Source organism: Pedobacter aquatilis, assembly GCF_030409415.1.
Classification (GTDB): Bacteria; Bacteroidota; Bacteroidia; order Sphingobacteriales; family Sphingobacteriaceae; genus Pedobacter; species Pedobacter aquatilis.
In genome coordinates this window covers 52,716-79,270 of the sequence record NZ_JAUFPW010000030.1, presented here as the reverse complement: position 1 = coordinate 79,270, position 26,555 = coordinate 52,716, and the positions used below count along the sequence as shown (strand labels likewise).

Sequence of the window (26,555 nt, the reverse complement as noted above, 5' to 3'; positions counted from 1 at the left end):
TGTATAAGGAATGAAAAATAAATAATGAAAAAAATAGGATTAATTTCTGACACACATGGGTATTTAGATGATGCAGTTTTTAAGCACTTCGATGCGGTAGATGAAATTTGGCATGCAGGCGATTTTGGGCCGAATGTTGTGGAACCGCTTGAAGCTTTTAAGCCACTAAGGGGGGTGTTTGGAAATATTGATGATTCAGAGATTAGATCTCAGTATCCTGAGCAAAATCGATTTAGTTGCGAGGGAATAAACGTCTTAATGACGCATATTGGTGGTTATCCTGGTCGATATTCGTCATACATAAAAAAAGAAATATACACTAACCCTCCAAATTTATTTATTGCCGGACACTCTCATATTTTAAAAGTTATGTTCGATGAAAAGTTAAAATGCTTGCATATAAACCCCGGTGCAGCAGGTAAACATGGCTGGCATAAAGTGAGAACTTTGATTCGTTTTTGCGTTACTGATGAAAATATTCATACCTTAGAGGTTATAGAGTTATCGGGTAGATAATGTAAAAAGTACACTAAGTATGGTTTGTGGCGTTAAAACACTAGGGCAATTTATCATTGAAAAACAGTCGGATTTCCCATATGCCAAGGGAGAATTATCCCGATTATTAAGGGATATTGGCATCGCTGCCAAAATTGTAAACCGAGAGGTTAATAAGGCTGGTTTGGTAGATATTCTGGGCGATGTTGGAACCACAAATATTCAAGGAGAAGAACAAAAAAAACTGGATGTTTATGCAAATGAACAGTTTATTGCGGCCCTAACCAGTGGCGGCGAATGCTGCATCGTGGCCACTGAAGAAGAGGATGAAATCATACATATTGAATCTCCTGTTTCTCAAAATGCCAAATATATTGTTTGTATCGACCCATTAGATGGCTCTTCTAATACAGATGTTAATGTAGCAGTTGGGACTATCTTTTCGATTTATCGCCGAAAAACTATAGATGGACGAGCTGGTTTAGAAGATGTCCTTCAAAAAGGAACTGAGCAGGTTGCGGCAGGATATATTATTTATGGTTCATCAACCATGTTAGTTTATACAACTGGCAAAGGTGTTAATGGCTTTACTCTAGATCCTTCTATTGGTGAATTTTGCTTGTCGCACCCAAATATGCGTATTCCAGAGTGCGGTTATATGTATTCTGTTAATGAAGGAAATTATGTGCATTTTCCTGATGGTGTGAAAAAATACATTAAATATTGTCAGGTAGAAGATGAAGCCACCAAAAGACCTTATACTTCAAGGTATATTGGTTCGATGGTAGGCGATATTCATAGAAACTTAATTAAAGGCGGGATTTATATTTATCCAACTACATCACGTTCTCCAAATGGAAAGCTAAGATTACTTTATGAGTGTAATCCTATGGCTTTTATTATTGAACAGGCAGGAGGAAAGGCTACTACTGGTTTTGATCGTATTTTGGATATTATTCCAACTGAATTACATCAACGTGTGCCCATTTTTATTGGTTCGAAAAATATGGTTGAGAAGGCTGAAGAAATGATGTTAGTATATACAAATCCGTCTTCTACAGAAAAATATACTGTGGATGTAAAGCTTGAAAACTTAGGAATAGTTGGAGGTATTGATTAAATTATAGCAGGGTAGCCTTATTTCGCTCTACTTCAAAAAAGGTGTCTATAGCCAGGTTTTGCTTATCATGCGAAGCCGCCACAGCCAAACGGTCGCAACGTTCATTTTCAGGATGGTCGTTGTGGCCCTTTATCCAAATAAATTTTACTTTATGTAATTTGTAGAGTTCTAGAAAACGCAACCACAGGTCTTTATTTTTCTTATCCTTAAAGTTCTTTGCTACCCAACCAAATACCCATTTTTTTTCGACTGCGTCTACAACATATTTAGAATCAGAATATACTGTTACCTGTTGATTTAAACTTTTGAGCGCTTCCAAACCCTTTATTACGGCAAGCAATTCCATGCGATTGTTGGTTGTCATTCTGAAACCACCGCTTAGTTCCTTGTAATGCTGTCCAGCCCTTAAAATGGTTCCGTAACCTCCAGGGCCGGGATTTCCGCTTGCTGCTCCGTCTGTGTAAATTTCAATCATAAACAGTATAAAGGTAGGTTTTTAGTGCTAATTTATGAGTTTAAAGTGTTTTGGAATTATGTTTTAAAATTAAATTAATTGATTATTAGTTATTTAATTGATCGTTTTAATTCTTTCGAAAAAAATATTTGCAAAAATTATTTAAAGTCGTACTTTTGTGACACTAAAAAATACGGTGGCTGTAGCTCAGTTGGTTAGAGTATTGGTTTGTGGTACCGAGGGTCGTGGGTTCGAGCCCCATCAGCCACCCCCTGTTGGTCCAAAGTCTTTTTCGAAGACTTTGGACCATTTTTTTTGTTCCTAATTCTTTGTTAGATCCCATTTTGGATATTTTATAAGTCCTCTTAGGATTAGTGCTACAGTTATTGATATTTGTTGACTCATCACTTTTCTTCCGTTAAGGATATTTTGAATATTAAGAAATACAGCTTCACTAATTTAGCGTTTTCATTGTATAAATATTGATGCTGTCTCTTTCAAGGCAGGCTACCCGCTTTATCTTTTGTTGCAAAAGAATACTGCCAATATCCTTGACAGAATTAAAAGATATTTTGTTACTACATAATGCTATTTCATAATGAGCATTGGGTTTTCGCCGGGGGAACATAGGAGAATCGAGTATAATCTACTTAGAATAAACTTATACTTTAATTTAACAGCACTAAATTTTGAAACTATTTTTTATAGATAGTTGTTAGTAGTGCTAATTAAATGAACACAACAAAATATGGTTGACAACCGAAAATCTAATAGTTTCACCCAAATAATCAGGAAATTGCTGATGATCTTTCTGGTTTTTACATTTATTATTGCCGGTGGATCATATATTTTACGTCATACTATAAATCTAAAATTAAACAGACTTAGTGGCCAACTCAGTAACCCTGGTTATCAACCTAAAATCAGCAAATTATTATTTGATTTAAATTTATCAGAAAACAGTTTTAGGCAAGCCAGTTCTAATGGAAATGAGAGTGAGTTAATAGCTTATAAGCAACAGCTTGACTCAATTTTCTCTAAAATGGGCGTCATTATAAATCATTACAAACCAAATGATAATAATGATAATTCGCAAAGCAAGGCACAAATTGCTTATGCGCTGCAGCAAAAACTTAAAGTTTCTCAGCAGTTGTTTGATCTGCAAAAAAGGTTTACATTTTTGCTTAATAGAACAAACGTTAATACAATAAGAGATTATGCCTCCAATCCTTCAGCAACTATTGCTGCAGATACAGCTGTATCTGTGCGAAAAGAATCTGCTAAGAGTGGCCTTATAGAACGACTTAAAGATGCCGTACAGAACAAATCCAAAGTTAAAGTTGTAACCATACGTACTCAACAGGAGCAAAATAGAGTTAATGCTGAAGATCCTGCATCGGTTAAGCAACTTGGGCAGCAATACGGTCGGCTGATGCATTCGAATCAGGAATTAATCTTGGCTAACTTAAGCCTATTAACCCAGTTGAGACAAGTACTGTTAGACTTACAGGCTATAGATCGTATGGCTTTCGAACAAAGTCGGGAAAAAATTCTTGACGAATATAAATCAACTTCACGAGACTTAAATATTTATACCGCAGTTGCAACAGCTTTTGTATTACTATTTATCATTTTATTGCTTATCTACATTCGCAAGGCTGCATTAGCAGAAAGAAGATATATCAGAGAAAACTTAAGGGCGGTTCGATTGGCTGGTCAGCGATCTGAAATATTAGCTATTATGAGCCACGAAATACGAAACAAACTTATGGCAATTAATGGTGCAGTTTTTATGCTTAAAAGGACCCAATTAAAAGAAGACCAAGAAAATAAGGTTACTTCCATTAATTTAGCTTCATCTTTATTATTGGAAACAGTAAATAACGTACTCGATGTAAGTAAGTTTGAGCAAAACCCAGATGAAGCTAACTTATCTATATTTTCTCCATATGAAGCAATTAGTGATTCTGTAGAAGCCATGCGATTTATGGCAGAGCGAAAAAATCTTGAATTAAATTTCAAATTTGAAGGAAATGATATAATACAAGTTCAGGGTGATAGTTTGCGACTTAAGCAAATACTTATTAATTTATTAAGTAATGCAATAAAATATACAGATAAAGGCTCAATTGATTTATATGCTAAAATTCAACAAGAAAATAATCTTCCTCTGTTAAGTGTAGTCGTTAAAGATACCGGATTAGGTATTTCTAAGAGCAAGCAAGGGAAATTATTTACGCAATTTTATCAGGCGGGTGGTAAAAAACCAGGCACTGGATTAGGACTCTATCTATGCCGTCAACTTATTAATCAGCAAGGTGGTAGTATAGCCCTTGAAAGTGATGAAGGCGAGGGTTGCACAGTAAGTTTCTTCATTCCCTATAAATAGATTTTCGAGAATTTTGCAAATAAAAAATTGAATAATTGAAGAGATTTTTTTGTAAAACGATTTTAGCTTTTATTTTCAATACATTGGGAAATAGCATGGTCTTGCCAATAATCAGCATGGTAAATAATCGTATATACATCGCCACGCAATTAGTAAAATAGGTATTCAGATTTTTAATTTCCAAAGATAAAGTTACCTTTGAGGCATAATAAATCCCTTAATGCTCAGTTACAAACCAAATCCAACAACTTCATCTAGTCCAGCAATATTATGAGGACTAAATTAAATTGTATAATCATTGATGATGACCCGGAGGTTAGTAATTATGTAGCTGATTTCGTTCGGGAAACATCTTTTCTCGAGCTTTTATCTGTCCACAGCAATCCTGTCGAAACCATTGATTTAATCGGAAAACTAAGTATTGATCTTATCATACTAGATATTAATCTTCCTGGCATTGATGGGATGAGTTTCGCCAAATCTCTCTATGACCAATATGGAAAGGACATGCCAAGAATAATTTTCATTAGTGGCTCTGGCGATTATGCAACTGAAGGCTATAAAGTTGATGCTATAGATTATCTTTTAAAGCCCTTTACCTACGAGGATTTTTTTAAGGCTGCTTTCAAAGCTAAAAATCACTCATCAGCAATTAGTCAAAAGCAGGGTACAGAAGAATTTGTTTTTCTCAAAGTAGAACATGAGCTTATCCGTGTTCCATTTAATGAAATTCTTTATGGCGAGAGTCAAAAAGATTACATTAGGGTTTTTACAAAAGAGGGTAAAATGATTACAGCCTTATCTACTATGAAAACGATGGAAAGTCTTTTGCCTGCAAATCGTTTCATGCGCATTCATAGATCTTTTATTGTCGCGTTAGATAAAATTGATGCTATCCAGCACTATACGGTTAAAATCGGAAAAGCCATTATTCCAGTATCCAGCCAATACAGACCGCAATTCAGATCGCATTTCAAAACCTGGCTCTAAGCTAATTCAACTTTTCTCTTAACGATTAAAATCAACCTTCTGTCGGATGGATTGGGCTTTCTGTCGAACCCATTTCCCGACCATAATCCTTATTCTTTTCTTTGGTCATTATTATTTAGCAATGCGATGGTTTATCAAAAATGAAAATGCTGATAGGCTATCTTTTGCAGCATTAATTTAATAAAAAATATTGCCATTGAGTGCGCCATGATACGGATTGTTCACTTGGCAATTTTAAAAGGTATTAAACCTTTAAGTTTTAGACGCAAATAATAATTAACAAAGAAAAATAAAATGAATATGAATTTTACAAAATCGATGATGGCTATTGGCTTTTTAAGCCTTTCAAGCCAGTTGTTTGCACAAGATGAGCCTAACGCAGCAGGTAGGTTTGGCAAGCAATCTTTAAGAACGTGGAGTATTGGTGCACATGGTGGTATATTAAGTCAGAATACCTTTTTGGGTGGGGGAAGTGTAAAGGCCGATGAATTTAAAAGCATTGGGTATGGAGGTTTTATTAAAAAGCAAATTTTACCAGCATTGGGTCTTCAAGCCGATTTTCTTCGCGGAGAAATCAAAACATTGAATACAACCAGTACAATTGAGCAAAGAAATAAAATTAACTGGTCGGGCTCTTTAACAGCGGTTTTAAATATTGCAAACTTTAGCTTAAATACTGAAAATGCCGTGCTTATACCTTACTTAAAAGCTGGTGCAGGCTATATGTCATCAGATTCCAAATTAGCTAACGTTGATGTTTTCACTGAAAGAGAAGGATGGTTTATTCCAACAGGTGTTGGTTTTAAGTTTGGTGTAGCTAAGGGAATCAATATCGATCTTGGTTACGATATCAACTTTATAAAGTCTTCACCAACGGTTAAAAATGTTTACCACGAAAGCAGATTTTCTTATGCACATGCAGGACTTGAATTTTCTCTTGGAAATAAAGAGAATTCTCAACTACAAAACTATAGCGCTGTAGCAGATTTGCGCAAACAAAGTGCTGAAGAAAGTGCCGAGTTGAGAAATGCTTTATCTACAGCTGAGCAAAACGCTGCCAGAGACCGTGAACAATATGCTAAAGATCTTGCCGATGATGATAATGATGGAGTAGCAAATAAGTTTGATAAGTGCCCTGGAACTCCGACTGCAACTGTTGTTGATGGTTCAGGTTGTCCATTAACAGTTACTCAAACCATTTTAAAAGAAACAACAGTAGTAACCGAGGCCGACCGTAAAATTGTAAAAGATGCAATTTCGAATCTGGAATTCGACCTTGGCAAATCAACAATTCGTGCTAAGTCATACGCAACATTAAACAGGGTTGCATCGCTATTAATCGAGAAAAATTTTAGTCTTAAACTAGCTGGTCATACAGATAATACGGGCGGAAGAGAACTGAACTTACGTTTATCGAAAGAAAGAGCAGAATCAGTTAAAACATATCTTGTATCTCAGGGTGTAAATGCATCAAGAGTAGAAACAACTGGCTACGGGCCAGATCAACCAATTTCTTCAAATAAAACTGCAATTGGCAGACAAGAAAATCGCCGTGTAGAATTCACTTTATACTAATCAATAATCATCAATCATGAAAAAGTTTTTAGCAACAGTTATTATATCTGCAACAACAATTCTTGCAGCTAATGCCCAAATACAAAAAGGAAATGTAATGGTGGGTGGAAACCTAACCAACATTAATCTAGGATTAGATGATCCAAAAATTTTCAGTGTAGACATTACTCCAAAAGCTGCCTGGTTTATACAAGATAACGTAGCATTGGGTGGTTATGTAAATTTCGGCTTAGAAACTGCAAAAAACTCTAACACAACAACCAGTTATGGGGTAGGTGCATTAGGTCGTTATTACACCGGAAAAGATGTTGAAGTACTTCGCCATGGTCGCCTGTTCGCAGAAGCAACGGTTGGTATTGGTGGTGTTAATGTAAGCAAAGGCGGTGGTAATACCAATGGTCTAAACCTAAGCGTTGGGCCAGGTTTTGCGTACTTCATTACACCAAATATCGGTTTAGAAACCTTATTGAAATACAATGGTTTGGTAGGTTTTGGTAGTTCAACCACGCAAAACAATCTTAATCTATCATTCGGATTTCAAATTTATTTACCAGGCCAAAGAACTGCCAACAAAGTTAAGAGTGACATCAATAACTAATATAAAAATTTAATAAGCTGCTTCTATGGGAGCAGCTTTCTTGAAAGAGAAATTTTACATTCATCATTACCTAACCAATTATAATAAAATGGAAAAAAATATTCGTACTACAGAAGACAGATCTGTATTGGGATTTATCAATCGTCTTTCGTGGGGAGCAATAATTGCAGGTGTATTCATAGCAATTGCAGTTCAAATTTTGTTAAGCTTTTTAGGCCTGGGTATTGGTTTTGGAAGTATTAACCCAATGGATGAGGCGAAGCCGTTTAGCGGATTAGGCATTGGCGCATTAATCTGGTGGATTGTAAGTATGCTAATCTCTGTTTTTACAGGAGGTTGGGTTGCAGGATGGTTTTCAAACCATATCCAAAAAACTGATTTAGTGCTTCATGGCTTACTAACATGGTGCTTGCTTACCTTTCTAAACATGTATTTAATCACCTCATCAGTAGGAAAAATTATAGGTGGCGCTGGCTCTGTAATCACTAAAGGGCTTTCGCTTGCAGGAGAGGGCATAAAAGCGGTAGCACCAGAAGCTGGTAATATGATTAAAGACCAATTGGGTGTAGATGAAAGTACTTTCGGAAAAATGAAAAGAGAAGCTGAACTTTTATTGAAGCAGACTGAAAAGAAAGAATTACAACCTGCCAATTTGGATAAAAAATTAGATCGGGCCTCAGGTCAAGGCAAATCTACAGGAAAAGCTATCTTGGAAAATCCACAGGAAGCAGAGCAGCGAGTAGATGCATTGTTTTCGAAACTGTTTTCTCAGAATGATTCTACATTTGAAGCAGCAGATAAAGAGGCTTTGGTAAATATCGTGAAAAATAGAACTGGAAAAAGCGAGGCTGAATCTGAACAAATCGTAGGTAACTGGATAACTACAATTAAAACTGCCAGAGAAAAGGTTCAGGAAGTTAAGGTGCAGGCAGAGGCAAAAGCCAGAGAAGTTGGTGATGAGATGGCGTCGGCACTTTCAAAATTTGCATTATTCTCTTTATTCGGAATGCTGTTAGGAGCGGTAAGTGCAAGTTTCGGGGCCATCGTTGCTTCAAATAAGAGGCTTACAATTGTTCAAGAAATACCAAAAGAAAGCATATAAAACCTTAAATCTTAAATTTTAATTATGACCAGAGGAAAAAAAATTGGAAGCATTTTCGCAGTAATAGCGCTGCTGGTAATTGGATTCATAATCTACTACAAATACTTCTTTGTTTTTGGTGAAGGCGTAAAAGCCGGTGAACTAAATTACATTGTTAAAAAGGGTTATATCTTCAAAACTAATGAGGGAAAGCTTATCCAAAGTGGAATCCGCTCCAGGCAAACCGGCACCTTGGAAAATAACGAATTTGAATTCTCTGTTTCGGATGAAAATATAGCGCAGCAGATGATGGGCAATAGCGGAAAATTTTACGAATTGCACTACAAGGAATATAAAAATAACTTGCCATGGCGAGGTTTCAGCAGATATGTTGTAGACAGTGTTTACGCTTCTAAAGATATTCCGAAATAATATTTAGAATTTAATAAGCTAACGAAAAATATTCAACCTAAAATAAAAAAACAATGGACAAATTAGAATTAAAAGGCGCTTGGAATGAGCTTAAAGGAAAAGTAAAACAAGCTTACGCAGATTTAACTGATGATGATTTGAAGTATGAAGATGGTAAAGAGGATGAGCTTTACGGCAAACTCCAGCAAAAAACAGGTAAAACCCGTGAGCAGATTACCGATTGGTTAAAATCATTGTAGAGAGTAATTAACAGGCTTCCATTAACTTGGAAGCCTGTTTTTGCTTGGTTTCACAGGTTAGTACTATAATCACTTATATCCTAACATTCTTTTATTGTTTCTTTCATTCATAGCTTTTTTAAAGGCCCGTTACCATACTTTCATATACCGTCCATTTTTAATTTTAGTTTTCGAATCCAAGGTTAGGCCTACCTGCATCTTTACAGATAAGGCCAGTTCAAAATGGTTAAGAAATTTCTATCGCTTTTTCCCTTCTCAGCATTATGCCGATTGTCAGTAAGGTACTGTCGATATAAATAAACTTGAAAACCAAAATTTATTTATATGTACAAGATTCTCATTGGTATAATGTACAGGCAATTTGGTATAAATTGCTATAGATTTTGTTTGGATAGGCATATATTTGAGATGATGACTGTACTTTTTATTGTTTTAATAGGATTTTAAAAAGAGAATCAGGACTAATTTTTGTTATAACGAATGATAAATAAAGCCATTTTTGATAAACTTTCAGAAATCACCAGTAAAAATACAACAAGGCTTTACAGTACCAGTTTTTCTCTGGGAATAAAATTCATTGATAAATCATTAAGGCAACCCATTTACAATATTTATGGTTTTGTGAGGCTGGCAGACGAGATTGTTGATAGTTTTGATGGCTTTGAGCAATCAGCATTATTGTCTGAATTCAGAAAGGATTGTTATAAAGCAATCGAACGAAAGATCAGTTCAAATCCCATTCTAAATGCTTTTCAAAAAACAGTTAACGAATATAATATCGACTATGAGTTAATCGAATGTTTTCTAAATAGCATGGAAATGGATCTTTCTCCAGTTAATTTCAATGAAAGTCAATACGATCAATACATTCTTGGATCTGCACAGGTTGTGGGTTTGATGTGTTTAAAGGTTTTTATCAATGGGAATAATAATCGATACGAGCAGCTCAAGCCATCGGCGATGCTGCTTGGTTCTGCTTTTCAAAAAGTAAATTTCCTGCGAGATTTAAACGCAGATTATCAGCAATTGAACCGTTCATATTTTCCAGCAATAAATTCGGCACAGTTAAACAAAGCAGACAAGCTAAATATAGAAAGGGAAATTGAAACTGAATTTGATGCCGCTTTAAAAGGAATAAAGGCTTTGCCAGTATCTTCTGGTATGGGCGTTTATCTGGCCTATATCTATTACCTCAAATTATTTTTGTTGATAAAAAAGGAAAAGCCAGATCAACTATTATCAAGAAGAATCAGGATTTCTAACTGGAAAAAATTATTACTGATGGTGGAAGCCCGCATCCGTTATTCTATCAAAATATTTTAAAAAAGCTATTTGTTTTGTAATTTATCTACTCAGCAAATCCTTTTTAATAATGTCAAAAAAGAATTCGCGATAAGAATTTCCTATCGGAATCTCATGTTGCTCTATGTAAACCGTATTGTTGTCAAAATAATCAATATTTCCTTTATTGATTAGATAAGATTTACTTATTCTGATGAAAATATCTTTCGGCAATTGACCTTGTATGGTTTTGATATTCATCGCCGTTATAATTTTTTGTGATTTCGTGTGCATGATAACGTAATCTTTTAATCCTTCAACGAAAAGAACATCAGCAAAGGAAACCTTCATTATCCTTTTTTCAGATCTGATGAAGCAATATTCCTGATTTATCTGATCAACCTGGGCTGCATCGCTTTTTAAAAGGTTTTGATAGGATATGGACTTTTCTACCGCCTTTTTAAATCTTTCGGGTTTAATGGGCTTAAGCAAATAATCTACTGCATCAAGCTCATAACTTTCCAGTGCATATTGACTAAAGGCTGTTGTAAAAATAATCTGGGTTTCACCGCTAATCGAACGGGCAAAGGAAAGTCCATCCGCTCCAGGCATTTGTATATCTAAAAAAATGAGATCAATAGTATGGGCTTTTAAATAGCTTCCTGCAGTTTCCGCATGGGAAAATTCAGCTTCAAACTGGAGCACAGGAATGTTGGCTATGAGCTGCTTAATCGCTTCCCTGGCCAAAGGTTCATCATCAACAACTATACATTTCATAATTTAATAGCAAGTTTAACCGTGTATATATCTTTGGTTTCAGAAATTTTAAGCTTATGATGTGCACCAAAAATAAGCTCAAGACGACGCCTTACATTCACCAGTCCCAAGCCACCAGCATTATTGTTGCTTATCAAATTTATAGGTTTAGAATTGACACATTTGAAATTAATCCAGCCATCTGTTGTATCGAAATAAACTTGCACATAAGAAGGTTTATCGGCATCCTGACTGTGTTTGATGGCATTTTCTACAAATGTAATAAACAAAAACGGCGGAATTTGAATACCACTCAGATTTCCTTCTTTAGAAATGATAAAATCAAAATGATCCCTTCGGATCATTTCCAGATTTAAACAGTCATTTAAAAAATTGATATCTGAAGTTAGCAATACCTCAGGCCTTGCGCTATCATACAACTGGTAACGTAACAAATCGCTCAAACTCATCAATACCTGCGATGCTTTATGAGGATCTTTGCCAATCAGCACATTTGCATTATTTAGCATGTTGAACAAAAAATGTGGGTTTACCTGATTTTTAAGCTGTTCCAGTTCTGAACGGATGTTAACCTGGGTAAGTTCCGTGATTTCACGCGTGTCTTCAATCCAGCGTTGGAAAAATTTTATAGCCGATGATGCTGCCACAAAAACTAATGCAAATGCAAAATACATTGTTGGCTTTGGGTCAAACAGTTGTTTTGGGGCATATTTAAGTTCGAGCTCACGCATTAGAAATCCTGCCAGACCAATAATTAAACTGAAAGATATGAGCATGACTAAAAGAACGGTCAGATAAATAACAAATTTCTTCCTGAATAGATAAACAGGCACCAACCAGTACATATTTAAATAAGCCTGAATAAATAGGGTAAAGGATATGCCGATTTTAAAATAAGTGGCATAAGGTTCAACTGCATTCGGACTTTCGTAGCTTATGATAAAAATCAGCCAGTAAGTTATCCATATACCGATATGCCTGTAATAGCTATATTTACGGTGTGTAAATAAATCCAATCGGGAAGAAATCTGGTCTAAATGTTCCTGGTTGCTGATAATCATATTCCTTATAACAGCATAAAAGTATTATTAATATCTATATGATTTTCGATTTTCATATCAACTGCCCAACTGTTTATACCAAGTTCAATATCCAGCATATTTAGTTTCAATGTAAAAATTTAGTATGTTCTTAACACGGATTAATATAATAAATCGCTGGTTTGGTATAAAAAGCCAGTTTATCATACACTCAGAAGTTAGATTTGGAAGACAAAAAATAACCTAATCTCATTTTCAGTGAAAGTATCATATATCTTCTTCAGTTTACTGATGTTAATAAGTTTAAATCTCTTTGCTCAAAGAACTGGGGTAATTATCGGTACAGTTCAGGATAGAACAAATGAACTTTTAAGCAAGGTAACCATCAGTTTAAACGATTCGCTTGTTAGCGCCAGTTCTGATTCGACAGGGAAATTCAAAATAACAATACCTGTAGGTACTTATAAACTATTAAGTTTAACCGAATCTGTATTGACGCTTGAAGGTCCGCTTTCCAAAAAAAAAACGACCTTTTTGGCTTCTTTTCTAACGCACTGAAGATAATTATGCCTTTGCGACTACCAACGGGCAGCCTTTACGAACCAATGGAATAATGGCATTCCAAAAAAACTTAACCCCGATTCTGGGAACATTATTCCTTCATTTGGAGTCTTGTTTGAATTTTATTGGGTTCATTGATCTTTCTATTGTTTTATAAGGAGTATTTTAAGTTGTTAATCAGTCCATTCTGAGCAAGCATCAAAAATAGGTTTGTTGTAAGTTTCTGACTTCAGAAATAGTAAATTATGGAGAAGGGGTTATAAGGCTTAATGTGACCAGATTTTCTAGATACTGCTTTATGCAAATACTTTGGCTCGAAATTTTAAAAATGTGAAAGGATAATAATGGTTATCATATCTTGGAACAATCATCATCCATGCTATTGAAATTTAGCATTATTTTACCCCAAGTCATAAAACCCGAATAAATAGATATCAACGGTCAGAAATCAGTCTAAAATCAAATCCTATTTTTGTTATTCGTTAGGATTATTAACCAAATTGCAGCTACTTAGCATGGTTAGATTCTTTGTTAAAGAAACATCAAATTTTGAAGACAATTTTAGGTTAAACCATTTTGCAGATTATTTTTTAAATTTTTAATATTTTCATCAAAACTTAAAATTGTCTTCAATATCTTAATACATATTTGATATTATGAAAATTCTCCTTGTAGAAGACGAACTTAGCCTTCAAAATAGCATTGAACGTACTTTTTGGAGGTATTACATGGATAACTGGGGAATCCGAGCGCATACAGCCGAACTTGAAGTTCCGATAAAGATTAATGCTTTCTTTTCAGTAAGTCCATTCTACAGGTATAATAATCAGGTTGGCACTAAATACTTTGCGCCTTATGGTCAGCATCAAGCTTCGGAACAGTATTTCACCAGTGATTATGACCTATCTACGCTAACCAGCGACTTCTATGGTGCAGGCATTAAATTTTCTCCGCCTAAAGGAGTTTTCGGCTGGCAGCGACTAAATACGCTTGAGCTTCGATATGGGCATTATTCCCGATCTACTGCCTTGACATCAAATATTATCTCCTTAAATCTCAAGTTTAAGTAGCTGTATATTTAGTTCTAAGGGAATAGAGCATAAATAATCTAACAGGCTTCACAAAATATATCTTGTGATGCCTGTTGTTTCAGACAAACCGTTTAGGCTCTCACCAATAATGATTTGTTTAGGTTTAATAAATCTTTTCAAGACTACTTACGGTTTATATTCTTCTATGAACTACGGAAGTAAATTTGCAACATTGCTAAAGGAAAGTATATTACTAAAATGCCCAGAGAGACCATGTTCTTTGGTAAATCCCGCTGGCGTTTCTGCAAAATCTGTCCTATTGTGTAAATAATAAATGGCCACATTTTCCTTCAGTTTGGAAATTGTATCTTAATGCCTCCAAGGAATTAAGCATCTTAATGGATGAAATTCCTCCGGCGTCCAGTATCACAAACTTGGTTTATGAAAAATCCCCAGTTATGTTCTCTTACATTGTAGTTTACCAAATGAATATTCTTGAATTGTGGTGGTTTTGGTGGTGTTAACTCTTATGTCTTCATAATTCTATACCGTCACGTTAAATGATTTAGGAAATCAAATTGTTAATTTAGTGGCCATCTAAGCAATAATATTCTCCTTCTAAAACCAATTGTTGCTGTTGTTTGCAAATAAGGGATGCATTTATTTTGTATCTTCGACTTTAGCCAAATTTGAATCCCTCTATCAAAATCCAATGTTAAAGAATTTTTTCTTTTTTCTTTTTCTGATATTTTATGCAGCACAAAGTTATGCTCAAAATAATGCTCCATCAGTTAAGTATATCAGTATAGAAAATGGTCTATCCAATAACATTGTAAATTCCTTGTACCTTGACCGTTTTGGATTTATGTGGATGGGTACATATGATGGCTTAAATCGTTACGATGGTTACAATTTTAAGGTTTTTAGAAATAATTGGGAAGTCGAAAATTCGCTGGTTAACAACCATATAACCGCACTTAATGGTGATAAAAACAAGGTTTGGGTTGGTACGCAGAAGGGAGTTTCATATTATAATTATTCAGATTCAAAATTTCATACATTAAAATATCTGGCAAATGGCCAAAGTTTAAATTTCTCTTTTTCTGTAAATGCCATCGCGGTTGATAATCATGCAAATGTTTTTATAGCAACCGATGAGCATGGGGTTTTTGTTTTAAGAAAAGGGAAAGATGTTGCAGAAAGTGTTACTATCAAGTCAAAAAAATCATTTTCTATAAAAGCACTGTGTGTTGATGAACAACAAACGATTTGGTTTTTTGCAAAAGATTACGGTTTGTGTAACTACAATCTACATACTAATAAAATTAATTTGGTTAATGCTACTGTTAGAAACGCAACCAGCATTATAAAAGGGAAAGATGATTGGCTGTGGATCGGTTCGGAACATGGACTGTATCAATTTAATAAAATTACAAAGGTTCTAAAACCTGCAGCACATTATTCGCTAGCAGATAATATTATGAGTTTGATGCTAGATGCAGAAGGAAAGCTTTGGGTATCTACCGATGGGAATGGATTAAGGGTATTAAATACAAATAACAATGTTTTGAAAAGTTTACCCGTTGGTCGGGAGAAAGGCTTTATGACCAGTAATTCGATTGGGCAGGTTGTGCAAGATAATCAAAATAGAAAATGGATTGCAACACTTAGGGGCGGCGTTAACATTATAGACCAGGAAAGTGCGCAGTTTCAAACCATTAAAAGAGACCCGCTAAACAAAAATTCTTTAATAAATAATTTCGTGCTTTCTTTTAGCGAAGATAGCACTCAAAATGTTTGGATTGGTACAGATGGTGGCGGCTTAAGTGTATGGAACAGAAAGCTCAACACCTTTACAAATTATAATAAAACTGCTGATGCAGGTTCGCTGAAAAGCAACTTTATCACAAGCATTCTTTGCGATTATAATAGCAATATTTGGGTAGGTAGCTTTAGCGGAGGTATCGACCGGTTTAACAAGCAGTTAGGCAAATTTAAACATTACGCCTGCCACAATACCGAAAAGGGTTTTGATGATATAAATATCTGGAAGTTATATCAAGATAAGAAGAAGAACATTTGGGCTGGTACAACAAGAGGAGGCGCTTTATATTTGTATAATAATTTATCAGATAAATTCGAACTGTTTGATAATCGCCTGAAAGATATTCATGCCATCTTTGAAGATGATAAGGGAAACCTTTGGGCTGGAAATTATACTCAACTTATTAAAATAGACAGAACTTATAAAAAACATACCTATTTTAATATGAATATGGCAATCCGGTCCATCATCCAGGATGCTAAAGATATGCTATGGATTGGTACTGAAGGTGGTGGGTTAGTGTGTTTCAATTCCCAAACTGGAAAATTCACACGTTATGCTCAACAGGATGGCCTGCCAAGTAGCTCGGTTTTAAATATTCTACCCGATGGTAATAACAACCTATGGTGCAGCACTTACAATGGCATTTCACAGTATAATTTAAAAAGCAGAAATTTTAAAAATTATTACACTTCTGACGGTTTGCAAAGTAATCAGTTTAACTATAATGCAGGTTTAAAACTAAAAGATGGCGCATTATTATTCGGAGGTATCGATGGATTTAATCTTTTTTATCCCGAAAAAATAAAACAAAACCGTAGAATACCAAGAATTGTATTAACAGATTTCAGAATCAATAATATTCCCATTGATAAGGATTCTGCTTACAAAAATGTATCGGTTGTAAATCTTCAACAAATATCAATTCCTTATAATGTAGCGGTGATTTCTGTAGATTATGCTGCCATCGAATTTTCATTTCAAGACCAAATATCTTACGCCTATTATCTGGAAGGTTGGGATAGAACCTGGAATTATGTTAATAAAATTTCTACCGCTTACTATTCAAGGCTTGATGAAGGCGAATACAAACTCCACATAAAAAGTACCGATACCGAAGGCAACTGGACTAACAATGAGCGTATAGTTATCATAAATATCTTGCCTCCATGGTATAGAACCTGGTGGGCTTATTCATTATATTTGATTATTTTTTCTGTAGCACTTTACGTATTTCAACGCTACAGAAACAAACAGCGTAATTTAAAGCACGAGGTAGAGATTACCAACCTTAAAATGGAGCGTGAGAAGGATTTGAATGAAAAGAAACTTAATTTTTTTACTAATATTTCTCACGAACTCAGAACGCCGCTGACGTTAATTGTAAATCCGATTAAGGATATTTTAACCACCAAAGAAGCAGGGCAGGAAAAGAATGATTTGAGTATGGTTTACCGAAATTCGAAGCGTTTGTTAAGCCTCGTAGATCAATTATTGCTTTTCAGGAAGATGGAGAATGAAAGTGATGCTTTAAATCTGGTTAAGATTAGCCTGAATAAGTTTGCCAAAGAAATTTTTCTGTGTTTTGGATACATGGCAAAGAACAATAACATAGATTATACGTTCGAGTGCGATGAAGAACCCATAGATATTTATGCCGACCGCGATAAACTTGAAATTGTTTTATTTAACCTATTATCAAACGCAATGAAATTTACGCCACCAGGCGGAATGGTGAAGTTAAAAATTTTTAGAAATGGTATGCATGTTAAAATCGATGTTAGCGATAACGGTGCAGGAATATCGAAAGAGGTTGGCGAAAAACTATTTGATAAATTTTACAAAGCTGCGGGTAAAGAATCGCTCAAAATAGGTTTTGGTATAGGTTTATATTTGGTTAAAACTTTTGTCGAATTACATAAGGGTAAAATATATTTTTCATCTGTGAAGGATAGAGGTACAACTTTCTCTGTTGAAATGCCATTAGGCTATGCTCCAGGTGTTAATTTGCCAGAAGATGAAACTAATGGTTTGGTCTATGTAAATGAATTAATGGCGCATGATGGAGAAATTAGCGAAACTGCTGAGGCAGAAAGTAAAAAAAATATAGAATTATTAATATCCGATTTGCACTCTATTTTAGTGGTTGATGATAATACTGAAATCATCGATTATATCAATCAAATCTTTCAGGATAAGTTTAAAATTTACAAAGCCTCGAATGGTTTAGATGGTTTAAAAATTTGTAAAGATTTTCTGCCAGATATCGTAATATCTGATGTTAATATGGACGGACTTAATGGGATAGAGCTTTGCAAAGCAATAAAGGAAGATTCTGAATTAAGCCATATACCCGTAATACTGCTTACCGCCGACCCAAGTGATGAAATACGGTTAAGCGGAATAGAAGTAGGTGCTTATGATTTTATAACCAAACCCTTTGATAAAGAACTTTTTTCGGCAAAAATTAACGGCATAATCAAGAACAGGCAAAATTTGCAATCTTATTTTTATAACGAAATCACGTTGAAATCAGATGCACAAAAGGTATCTCAGGAAGACAAAGTTTTTTTGCAGAAATGTATTAATATAATTGAAGATAATTTAATGGAAGAAAACTTCAACGTTAAGATATTAGCATCGGCATTAGGCATGAGCCATTCAAACCTTTATAAACGAATCAGAACTACTTCAGGTCAATCCATTAGTGGCTTTGTTCGGTTTATCAGATTACGAAAGGCTGCAGAATTATTGATAAACACAAACTTAAACATTAACGAAGCTGCTTTTAGAGTTGGAATAAACGATGTGAAGTATTTTAGAGCGCATTTTCAGAAATTATTTAATTTAACGCCTTCAGAATTTGTTAAAAAACACCGAAAGACATTTCATAAGTACTATAATCTAAATTCTCTTATGTGAAATAAAAGGAGCGGAAAAATGCTTTTTACCAAAATACCCCCTGTAAAGTATGATTTAACCCCCTATTTTTGAGGTTTAAAATATAGTACTTCGAGTAACCAAATATAACTGGAGAAAAATCAGTATCACATCAGAAGTGCTCATTTTCTCAACCTCAAAAATTATGTTCAAAAAGTTTACCCTCTTATTTTTTTTATCAATACTTGGAAATAAATTCCTACAAGCGCAGAATAAATATTTAATTGCAAGTCCTGATAATAATCTCTCTGCTACCGTTGCGGTATTAAACGGAAAAGCCTTATATACGGTTAATCATCAAAATAAAACTGTTTTAGAAAATTCGGCTTTGGGTTTAGTTAGAAACGATGAAGATTTTTCTCAGAAATTGTCGATACTCTCTGTTTCAAACATTAGTACGGTTACAGATACCTACACTTTACAAAATTCCAAGAGATTGCAAAATCAGTATAATGCAAACAAAAGAATCTTTCATTTAAAAACTGCTTTAGGTAAAAAAATCGATGTAATTTTTCAGGTTTCTAATGATGGAGTGGCATTTCGCTATTATTTTCCAGAAAAAGATGCAGCGACCAAACAGATTTTATCAGAAAAAACATCCTTTAATTTTTTAGATAGCACAAAAGCCTGGTTACAGCCAATGAGCGTGGCAAAAACAGGTTGGGAAAGTACAAATCCATCTTACGAAGAATATTACAAGAAAGCAATTAATGTTGGCGAAGCTGCTCCAACAACTGCAGGTTGGGTTTTTCCTGCGCTTTTTCATACTCAGGATAATTGGGTATTAATTTCTGAAACTGGACTTGATGAAAATTACTGTGCCACACGTTTAAAGCAAAATTCTCCCAATGGGAATTATGAAATTGGCTTTCCAGATAAACGTGAAGCATTTACAGGCAGCAACGTGAATCCAGAATCGGCTTTGCCCTGGTTTACGCCGTGGAGAATTATTGCCGTTGGACGTTTAAAAACAATAACAGAATCTAGCTTAGGAACCGATTTGGCTTACCCACAGAAACCAAATATTAATCCTGCCGATTTTAAATTGGGTAAAGCATCTTGGAGCTGGATAATTTTAAAGGATAACTCGATTACTTACGATGTGCAAAAGAAATTTATAGATTTCGCTGCCGATATGAAATGGGAATATTGCTTAATTGATGTGGATTGGGATACTAAAATTGGCTACGGGAAAATGGAGGAACTTGCTAATTATGCAAAATCTAAAAACGTAGGTTTAATTTTATGGTATAATTCTGCTGGCGATTGGAATACTGTAAAATACACGCCAAAAAATAAACTTACGACAAAAGATAACAGGCTTAAAGAATTCGCTTTGCTTCAAAAAATGGGCATCAAAGGCATTAAGGTCGATTTTTTTGGTGGCGATGGGCAATCAATGATTAAGTATTACCTGGAGATTTTTGAAGATGCAGCAAAATTTGGATTGAGCGTAAATTGCCACGGCGCAACCCTGCCAAGAGGTTGGCAACGAACTTACCCAAATTTAGTTACCATGGAATCGATAAAGGGGATGGAATTTATAACATTCGACCAAAATAACGCAAACGAAGCACCATACCATGCCACCACAATTCCATTTACACGGAATGTTTTCGACCCTATGGATTTTACACCCATGACGCTTACCAAAATCCCGAATATCAACAGGAAAACAAGCAGCGCTTTCGAACTTGCCTTGCCTGTAATTTTTCAATCTGGTGTGCAACATTTAGCCGAAACACCCGAAGGAATAGCAACTGTTCCTGATTATGTAAAAACGCACCTTCAAAATTTTCCTGCTTCTTTTACCGATGTAAAATTTATTGATGGCTATCCAGGTAAATATGTGATTATGGCTCGCAAATCGGGCGATAAATGGTATTTGGCTGGTATTAATGCAGAACAGGAAAACAAAACTGTAAAGATTGATTTTTCAAAATTTGGGAAAATTGGAGCAACGCTAATAACTGACGGGGCTACTGAATTTTCTTTCAAGAAAACTGCACCATATTTAAAAACTACTGAAATTACAATTAAACCATTTGGTGGCTTCGTTGCTGTTGTAGAGTAAATTGCATCAGTCGAAATCAAATACTAACATATAATGAAGAATTTAATTAAAATAGCAGTTTTTCACCTTTTAACGGGATTTGGTGTGTTTTCGGTTAATGCCCAGCAAGTTATAACAGCTAAAGGAAATCCTATAATTACGGATAAATATACCGCAGACCCAGCAGCTTACGTTTATGGCGACTCTGTTTATCTGTATGCGGGGCATGATGTAGCGCCTAAAACCAAGAACAACTATGAAATGAATGAATGGCTTTGTTATTCATCAGCAGATATGATTAATTGGAAAGCGCATAAATCGCCTTTAAATTATAAAGATTTTAGCTGGTCGAAAGGCGATGCATGGGCATCGCAGGTTATAGAACGGGATGGGAAGTTTTTTTGGTTTGTAGCAACAGAACATGCCACTATACCTGGTAAATCAATAGGCGTTGCTGTAGCAGATAATCCTCGCGGACCTTTTAAAGATGCCATTGGCAAGGCATTGGTAACTAATGATATGACTACTGCAACCAAAATTACCTGGGATGATATAGACCCAAGCGTAATTATTGATGATGACGGGCAGGCATATCTTTTTTGGGGGAATACACAATGTTATTACGCTAAACTAAAACAAAACATGGTAGAATTTGATGGACCAATTCAATTGGTAAATTTGCCAGCATTTACCGAAGCACCTTGGGTTCATAAAAGAAAAGATTGGTACTACTTATCTTATGCGACTGGATTTCCCGAAAAAATAGTTTATGCCATGAGTAAAAATATAATTGGGCCCTGGGAATATAAAGGCATTTTAAATGAAATTGCAGGCAATTCCAATACCAACCATCAATCAATAATCGATTTTAAGGGCAAATCTTATTTTGTATACCATAACGGTGCAATCAATAATGATGGTGGCAGCTATCGTCGGTCGGTTTGCATCGATTATTTGCATTATAATAATGATGGTACAATTAAACGTATTGTGATGACTTCTGAAGGTGTTGGTGAAGCTAAATAATATGATGAATTTTTTTTTTACAGTTACCAGGATGGCAATATTTTTCACCTTTAAATTTACTCCATGCTTTCTGCTTTTTGCTTTTACTTGCTCGGCACAGGAGTATCAATCCAGTACAATTTCAAATGAGGGTTGGTCTAAAAATTCTGTAAACGCGGTTATTTTTCGTAAAAATTCTTTAGTGAATTATAAAAACAGTCAGTATGCGGCTTTCTACGATAAAAATCAGTTTGTTGTAGTTGCAAAAAGGAATATCAAAGATAAATTATGGCATTGCCAGAAAACTAAATACCAAGGCGATGCTACTGATGCACACAAATCAATCAGTATTGCTATGGATGGACGCGGATTTTTACACCTTGCATGGGGGCAACATAATAATCAATTAAATTATGTGCAATCAGTTGCTGCCGAATCATTAATATTCGGAGAAAAGATTTCGATGCTTGGAGAAAAAGAAGACAAGGTAAGCTACCCCGAATTTTATAAACTCGTTAACGGCGATTTACTGTTTTTTTATCGCGATGGCGGTTCTGGCAACGGAAACTTAATGATTAACCGATATTCAGTTAAAAATAATTCCTGGAGCCGAGTACAAGATGGTTTAATCAATGGGGAAGGAAAACGCAATGCCTATTGGCAGGTAGCAACCGATAAATCCGGAGGATTACACATTTCCTGGGTTTGGAGAGAAAGTCCGGATGTAGCAAGTAACCACGATTTAGCCTATGCTAAATCTACAGATGGCGGTATAACCTGGATTAAAAGTACGGGTGAAAAATATACGCTTCCAATAACCGAATCAAATGCTGAGTATGCCTTGAAAATTCCTCAAAATAGCGAATTAATTAATCAAACCTCCATGTTTGCTGATGATAGAGGGAGGGTTTTTATCGCTGCTTATTGGCGAGCTAAATTCGATTCGATTCCTCAATACCACATCGTTTATAAGGATGATTTTAAATGGAATGTCAACGATTTAAATTTCAGGAAAACAAGCTTTACTTTAAATGGTGGCGGTACAAAGAAAATCCCGATTTCCCGTCCGCAAATTATAGCCTGGAAACAACAAAAAAACTACGGGGTTGGCATCATATTCAGAGATGCTGAACGTGAAAATAAGGTCTCAATTGCTACCAATCAAAATATATTAACCAATAACTGGAAGCTAAAAGATTTAACCACAACCTGCGTAGGCGATTGGGAACCCAGTTACGATACCGAATTGTGGAAAGATAAACGCATCCTGAATCTATTTATCCAAAAAGTAACCCAGATAGATGGAGAGGGTAAGGCTGATATTGAACCTTCGGCGGTGCAGGTACTTAAATGGATGCCTTTTTAAAAGATTAACAATGCAAAAAATAACAACTGATATGAAAGTAATTTTTCGATTATCGTTATTGATAATTTTAACACCATTTCAAATTTTTGCGCAAAATAAAAGTACCTCCAAAGAGAAAATGGAGGCCTATCTTTTTGTGTATTTTACTGGCAATAATAAAACAGAAGAAGCGATACACTTTGCAATAAGTAAAGATGGTTACACCTACAGGGCACTTAATAATGATAATCCTGTTATTTCATCAACTAAAATAAGTTCTACAGGAGGCGTAAGAGACCCACACATTTTGCGAGGTGAAGATGGGAGGTTGTTCTACATGGTTGCCACAGATATGGAGTCTGCTAAAGGATGGGATTCTAATCGGGCAATGGTGCTTTTAAAATCTAGAGATTTAATTCACTGGACTTCGAACGTTGTAAATATTCAGACCCGATTTAAAGGACAAGATAGTTTAAAAAGAGTTTGGGCGCCGCAAACCATTTACGATACCAAAGCGAAAAAATACATGATATACTGGTCGATGAAACACGGAAACCAGCCAGATATCATATACTATGCTTATGCAAATAAAGATTTTACCGATTTAGAAAGCGAACCGAAGCAACTGTTTTTCAGTCCGACAAATGGCTCTTGTATCGATGGAGATATTATTTACAGTAACGGTAAATACAACCTGTTCTTTAAAACAGAAGGAAAAGGTAATGGGATAAAAAAAGCCGTTTCTAAAGAATTAACCAAGGGGTATGTTTTACAGGATAATTATTTGCAACAAACCAAAGAAGCTGTAGAAGGAGCAGGGGTATTTAAACTTAATAACAGTAATGAGTATATCCTGATGTATGATGTTTACATGAAAGGCAAATATCAGTTTACAAAAAGTACTGATTTGAAAAAATTTAAAGTGATAGATGAAGCGGTAAGCATGAATTTTCATCCTCGTCATGGTACGGTTTTGCCTATTAATGCATCAGAAGCAGGGAGGTTGTTATCTAAATGGTACAGCTCTAAATCGGTTTTAGAATCATCAATTTCATCATCAATAAAAACAAACAACATTGTAGTCGATTCGGCAAATCATACCGTTTTTTTTCCGCTGAAGTATGGCACAAATTTAAAAGCTGTCAATTTGCAATTACTTGGTTTTCCTGGTATCGTAATTTCTCCTTTTGGGCCTGTAGATTTTAGTAAAGGAACAGTTGATATCAGCATAACAATGCCTGGTAAGATTGCCGAAACATTTAAGGCAACGGCTCAAATTACTAATAATCCTGTATTAACGGGTTATTTTGCAGACCCAGAAATTTTGTATTCTAACAAGACATCTAAATATTATTTATATCCAACCAGCGATGGTTTTACAGGTTGGAGTGGTAATTATTTCAAAACTTTTTCATCAACAGATTTAGTAAACTGGAAAGATGAAGGAACAATTTTAGATTTGGTAAATGATGTTAGTTGGGGAAAAAGAAATGCCTGGGCGCCAACCATCGCTGAAAAGAAAATCGGTAATCAATTCAAATATTTTTATTATTACACTGCGGCTCAAAAAATTGGTGTTGCCGTATCTGATAATCCTGCGGGGCCATTTAAAGACAGCGGGCAGGCGCTTATTTCTAAAAAACCAGCAGGTATAAAAGGCGGTCAAGAAATCGACCCAGATGTTTTTACCGACCCTAAAACCAGAAAAAGTTATTTGTATTGGGGGAATGGCTATATGGCCGTTGCGCAGCTAAACGATGATATGGTTTCTATCGACACGAATTCTATTAAAATCATAACACCGAGTAAAGATTTCAGGGAAGGTACAGAAGTATTTTACCGTAATGGAAAATATTATTTTTTATGGTCGGAGGATGATACAAGAAGTGAAAACTACAGAGTTAGATATGGTTTTTCTGATACGCCAACTGGTAAGATTACTATTCCAAAGGATAACTTGATCTTAGCAAAAACCCCTGAGCAAGGCATTTATGGTACAGGGCATAACAGTATTATCCAAATTCCTGGTAAAGATGAATGGTACATGGTTTACCACAGGTTCACCATTCCGAAAGGAATTGAGATGGGAAGTGCAGCTGGTTATAACCGTGAGGTTTGTATAGATAAAATGGAGTTTAATGCAGATGGCAGTATAAAAAAAGTAATTCCGACAATTAAAGGTATTAATCCAATTAAATAATGAAAAAAATATACTTAACATTTATGCTGATTGCGTTTTTACAAATGGTGGCAAACGCACAGAAGCTACCAGCAAAAGCAGATGTACTACAGATTATTGATAAGGTTAACCAATACTGGCAGAGCAACAATAAACCACAGGTTCGCTCATTTTGGGATAATGCGGCTTATCATACAGGAAATATGGAAGTGGTGGCGTTAACCAATAATAAAAGCTATCAGAAATACTCTGAAGATTGGGCAAACCATAACCAGTGGATGGGCGCAAAATCTACCGATAGAAGCTTGTGGAAATATAAATACGGCGAAACTGATGAATATGTCCTTTTTGGCGATTGGCAAATTTGCTTTCAAACCTATGTAGATTTATATCACTTAGATAAGCAGGAATATAAAATAGCCAGAGCTAAGGAAGTGATGGAGTATGAGATGAGTACGCCTCAAAACGATTACTGGTGGTGGGCCGATGGACTATATATGGTAATGCCCGTGATGACCAAGCTTTACAAAACCACAGGCAATAAACAATACCTTGAAAAATTGCACGAATATTTTACCTATGCCAACAGCATTATGTACGATGAAGAAGCAGGGCTTTATTACAGGGATGCTAAATATGTATATCCAAAACACAAAAGTGCTAATGGCAAAAAAGATTTTTGGGCCCGTGGCGATGGATGGGTGTTTGCTGGTTTAGCGAAAGTTTTAAAGGATTTGCCTAAAAATGATAAACATTTTAATGATTATTTATCGAAATACAAAACGATGGCTGCCGCCATTTTAAAAAGCCAGCAACCAGATGGTTACTGGACCAGAAGTATGTTGGATGCTGAACATGCACCTGGGCCAGAAACCAGTGGAACGGCCTTTTTTACTTATGGTTTATTATGGGGCATTAATAACGGTTACCTTAAAAAAAATACTTATTTGCCAGTAGCATTAAAGGGCTGGAGTTATCTTTCCAAAACTGCTTTGCAAGAAAATGGTAAGGTTGGCTATGTTCAGCCTATTGGAGAAAAAGCCATTCCTGGGCAGATTGTAGACCAAAACTCCACATCAAATTTTGGAGTAGGCGCTTTTCTTTTAGCTGGATGTGAATTTTACAGATTTTTAAAAAACTAAACG

The 26,555-nt window shown here is 35.3% G+C and carries 21 protein-coding genes and 1 tRNA gene; 19 read left to right on the top strand and 3 right to left on the bottom strand.

Annotated features, from left to right (window positions below):
- The first annotated feature begins 24 nt into the window (after positions 1–24).
- Together QWY86_RS13025 and fbp are read left to right on the top strand one after the other, a co-directional pair.
- Positions 25–516 carry a metallophosphoesterase family protein gene (locus QWY86_RS13025; protein WP_290242764.1) on the top strand — a complete coding sequence of 164 codons (492 nt, stop codon included), beginning with the start codon at positions 25–27 and terminating at the stop codon, positions 514–516.
- A gap of 19 nt (positions 517–535) precedes the next feature.
- On the top strand, positions 536–1,615 hold the full coding sequence (gene fbp, locus QWY86_RS13020; RefSeq protein WP_290242763.1) for a class 1 fructose-bisphosphatase: 1,080 nt from the start codon (positions 536–538) through the stop codon (positions 1,613–1,615).
- Position 1,616: 1 nt separating this feature from the next.
- Here fbp and rnhA read toward each other — a convergent pair whose 3' ends face one another.
- Positions 1,617–2,090: a ribonuclease HI gene (gene rnhA, locus QWY86_RS13015; protein ID WP_290242762.1), complete on the bottom strand. Its 474-nt coding sequence runs from the start codon at positions 2,088–2,090 to the stop codon at positions 1,617–1,619.
- Positions 2,091–2,265: 175 nt separating this feature from the next.
- On the opposite strand from rnhA, the gene QWY86_RS13010 reads away from it, so the two are divergent.
- The 9 genes from QWY86_RS13010 to QWY86_RS12970 all read left to right on the top strand — a co-directional run bounded on the left by QWY86_RS13010 (position 2,266) and on the right by QWY86_RS12970 (position 10,696).
- Positions 2,266–2,339: transfer RNA gene (locus QWY86_RS13010), tRNA-His, on the top strand.
- 478 nt (positions 2,340–2,817) lie between these two features.
- A complete protein-coding gene (locus QWY86_RS13005) occupies positions 2,818–4,458 on the top strand; it encodes a sensor histidine kinase (RefSeq protein ID WP_290242761.1) in 1,641 nt (546 codons plus the stop codon).
- A gap of 270 nt (positions 4,459–4,728) precedes the next feature.
- On the top strand, positions 4,729–5,448 hold the full coding sequence (locus QWY86_RS13000; protein WP_290242760.1) for a LytR/AlgR family response regulator transcription factor: 720 nt from the start codon (positions 4,729–4,731) through the stop codon (positions 5,446–5,448).
- Between the two features lie 300 nt (positions 5,449–5,748).
- Positions 5,749–7,023, top strand: coding sequence for an OmpA family protein (locus QWY86_RS12995; RefSeq protein ID WP_353958920.1), 1,275 nt, complete (start codon positions 5,749–5,751; stop codon positions 7,021–7,023).
- Positions 7,024–7,039: 16 nt separating this feature from the next.
- Positions 7,040–7,621: a hypothetical protein gene (locus tag QWY86_RS12990; protein ID WP_290242758.1), complete on the top strand. Its 582-nt coding sequence runs from the start codon at positions 7,040–7,042 to the stop codon at positions 7,619–7,621.
- Positions 7,622–7,646: 25 nt separating this feature from the next.
- Entirely contained in the window at positions 7,647–8,723 is a 1,077-nt protein-coding gene (locus QWY86_RS12985) for a hypothetical protein (RefSeq protein ID WP_290242757.1), read from the top strand.
- 24 nt (positions 8,724–8,747) lie between these two features.
- Positions 8,748–9,134 (top strand): hypothetical protein, encoded by a 387-nt coding sequence (locus QWY86_RS12980; protein ID WP_290242756.1) that lies wholly within the window; start codon positions 8,748–8,750, stop codon positions 9,132–9,134.
- A gap of 53 nt (positions 9,135–9,187) precedes the next feature.
- Positions 9,188–9,373, top strand: a complete 186-nt coding sequence (locus QWY86_RS12975) for a CsbD family protein (protein ID WP_290242755.1) — start codon at positions 9,188–9,190, stop codon at positions 9,371–9,373.
- Between the two features lie 480 nt (positions 9,374–9,853).
- A complete protein-coding gene (locus tag QWY86_RS12970) occupies positions 9,854–10,696 on the top strand; it encodes a phytoene/squalene synthase family protein (RefSeq protein ID WP_290242754.1) in 843 nt (280 codons plus the stop codon).
- Between the two features lie 21 nt (positions 10,697–10,717).
- Here QWY86_RS12970 and QWY86_RS12965 read toward each other — a convergent pair whose 3' ends face one another.
- Positions 10,718–11,431 (bottom strand): LytR/AlgR family response regulator transcription factor, encoded by a 714-nt coding sequence (locus QWY86_RS12965; RefSeq protein ID WP_290242753.1) that lies wholly within the window; start codon positions 11,429–11,431, stop codon positions 10,718–10,720.
- Entirely contained in the window at positions 11,428–12,492 is a 1,065-nt protein-coding gene (locus QWY86_RS12960; protein WP_290242751.1) for a sensor histidine kinase, read from the bottom strand. Before QWY86_RS12960 ends, QWY86_RS12965 begins: the two co-directional genes overlap by 4 nt.
- Before the next feature lie 237 nt (positions 12,493–12,729).
- Here QWY86_RS12960 and QWY86_RS12955 point away from each other — a divergent pair, with 237 nt between their 5' ends.
- The 8 genes from QWY86_RS12955 (at position 12,730) to QWY86_RS12920 (ending at position 26,552) form a co-directional block, all read left to right on the top strand.
- Complete coding sequence (locus QWY86_RS12955) at positions 12,730–13,029, top strand: peptidase associated/transthyretin-like domain-containing protein (RefSeq protein WP_290242750.1); 300 nt, start codon at positions 12,730–12,732, stop codon at positions 13,027–13,029.
- A 659-nt stretch (positions 13,030–13,688) separates the two neighbouring features.
- Complete coding sequence (locus QWY86_RS12950) at positions 13,689–14,102, top strand: DUF3570 domain-containing protein (protein WP_290242749.1); 414 nt, start codon at positions 13,689–13,691, stop codon at positions 14,100–14,102.
- Between the two features lie 673 nt (positions 14,103–14,775).
- A complete protein-coding gene (locus QWY86_RS12945) occupies positions 14,776–18,810 on the top strand; it encodes a hybrid sensor histidine kinase/response regulator transcription factor (protein WP_290242748.1) in 4,035 nt (1,344 codons plus the stop codon).
- Positions 18,811–18,973: 163 nt separating this feature from the next.
- The gene (locus QWY86_RS12940) at positions 18,974–20,902 is read left to right on the top strand and encodes a glycoside hydrolase family 97 protein (RefSeq protein ID WP_290242747.1); all 1,929 of its coding nucleotides are present in this window, start codon (positions 18,974–18,976) and stop codon (positions 20,900–20,902) included.
- 33 nt (positions 20,903–20,935) lie between these two features.
- Positions 20,936–21,907, top strand: coding sequence for a glycoside hydrolase family 43 protein (locus QWY86_RS12935; protein ID WP_290242746.1), 972 nt, complete (start codon positions 20,936–20,938; stop codon positions 21,905–21,907).
- Between the two features lies 1 nt (position 21,908).
- Positions 21,909–23,252 carry a BNR repeat-containing protein gene (locus QWY86_RS12930; RefSeq protein WP_290242744.1) on the top strand — a complete coding sequence of 448 codons (1,344 nt, stop codon included), beginning with the start codon at positions 21,909–21,911 and terminating at the stop codon, positions 23,250–23,252.
- Positions 23,253–23,262: 10 nt separating this feature from the next.
- The gene (locus QWY86_RS12925; RefSeq protein ID WP_290242742.1) at positions 23,263–25,431 is read left to right on the top strand and encodes a glycoside hydrolase family 43 protein; all 2,169 of its coding nucleotides are present in this window, start codon (positions 23,263–23,265) and stop codon (positions 25,429–25,431) included.
- Positions 25,431–26,552, top strand: coding sequence for a glycoside hydrolase family 88/105 protein (locus QWY86_RS12920; RefSeq protein ID WP_290242741.1), 1,122 nt, complete (start codon positions 25,431–25,433; stop codon positions 26,550–26,552). The genes QWY86_RS12925 and QWY86_RS12920 overlap by 1 nt, the downstream gene beginning before the upstream one ends.
- The last annotated feature ends 3 nt before the right edge of the window (positions 26,553–26,555 follow it).

Coding starts and splice junctions, on each gene's coding strand:
- QWY86_RS13025 (WP_290242764.1), top strand. CDS start 25: ATGAAAAAAATAGGATTAATTTCTGACACACATGGGTATTTAGATGAT.
- fbp (WP_290242763.1), top strand. CDS start 536: ATGGTTTGTGGCGTTAAAACACTAGGGCAATTTATCATTGAAAAACAG.
- rnhA (WP_290242762.1), bottom strand. CDS start 2,090: ATGATTGAAATTTACACAGACGGAGCAGCAAGCGGAAATCCCGGCCCT.
- QWY86_RS13005 (WP_290242761.1), top strand. CDS start 2,818: ATGGTTGACAACCGAAAATCTAATAGTTTCACCCAAATAATCAGGAAA.
- QWY86_RS13000 (WP_290242760.1), top strand. CDS start 4,729: ATGAGGACTAAATTAAATTGTATAATCATTGATGATGACCCGGAGGTT.
- QWY86_RS12995 (WP_353958920.1), top strand. CDS start 5,749: ATGAATTTTACAAAATCGATGATGGCTATTGGCTTTTTAAGCCTTTCA.
- QWY86_RS12990 (WP_290242758.1), top strand. CDS start 7,040: ATGAAAAAGTTTTTAGCAACAGTTATTATATCTGCAACAACAATTCTT.
- QWY86_RS12985 (WP_290242757.1), top strand. CDS start 7,647: ATGGGAGCAGCTTTCTTGAAAGAGAAATTTTACATTCATCATTACCTA.
- QWY86_RS12980 (WP_290242756.1), top strand. CDS start 8,748: ATGACCAGAGGAAAAAAAATTGGAAGCATTTTCGCAGTAATAGCGCTG.
- QWY86_RS12975 (WP_290242755.1), top strand. CDS start 9,188: ATGGACAAATTAGAATTAAAAGGCGCTTGGAATGAGCTTAAAGGAAAA.
- QWY86_RS12970 (WP_290242754.1), top strand. CDS start 9,854: ATGATAAATAAAGCCATTTTTGATAAACTTTCAGAAATCACCAGTAAA.
- QWY86_RS12965 (WP_290242753.1), bottom strand. CDS start 11,431: ATGAAATGTATAGTTGTTGATGATGAACCTTTGGCCAGGGAAGCGATT.
- QWY86_RS12960 (WP_290242751.1), bottom strand. CDS start 12,492: ATGATTATCAGCAACCAGGAACATTTAGACCAGATTTCTTCCCGATTG.
- QWY86_RS12950 (WP_290242749.1), top strand. CDS start 13,689: ATGAAAATTCTCCTTGTAGAAGACGAACTTAGCCTTCAAAATAGCATT.
- QWY86_RS12945 (WP_290242748.1), top strand. CDS start 14,776: ATGTTAAAGAATTTTTTCTTTTTTCTTTTTCTGATATTTTATGCAGCA.
- QWY86_RS12940 (WP_290242747.1), top strand. CDS start 18,974: ATGTTCAAAAAGTTTACCCTCTTATTTTTTTTATCAATACTTGGAAAT.
- QWY86_RS12935 (WP_290242746.1), top strand. CDS start 20,936: ATGAAGAATTTAATTAAAATAGCAGTTTTTCACCTTTTAACGGGATTT.
- QWY86_RS12930 (WP_290242744.1), top strand. CDS start 21,909: ATGATGAATTTTTTTTTTACAGTTACCAGGATGGCAATATTTTTCACC.
- QWY86_RS12925 (WP_290242742.1), top strand. CDS start 23,263: ATGCAAAAAATAACAACTGATATGAAAGTAATTTTTCGATTATCGTTA.
- QWY86_RS12920 (WP_290242741.1), top strand. CDS start 25,431: ATGAAAAAAATATACTTAACATTTATGCTGATTGCGTTTTTACAAATG.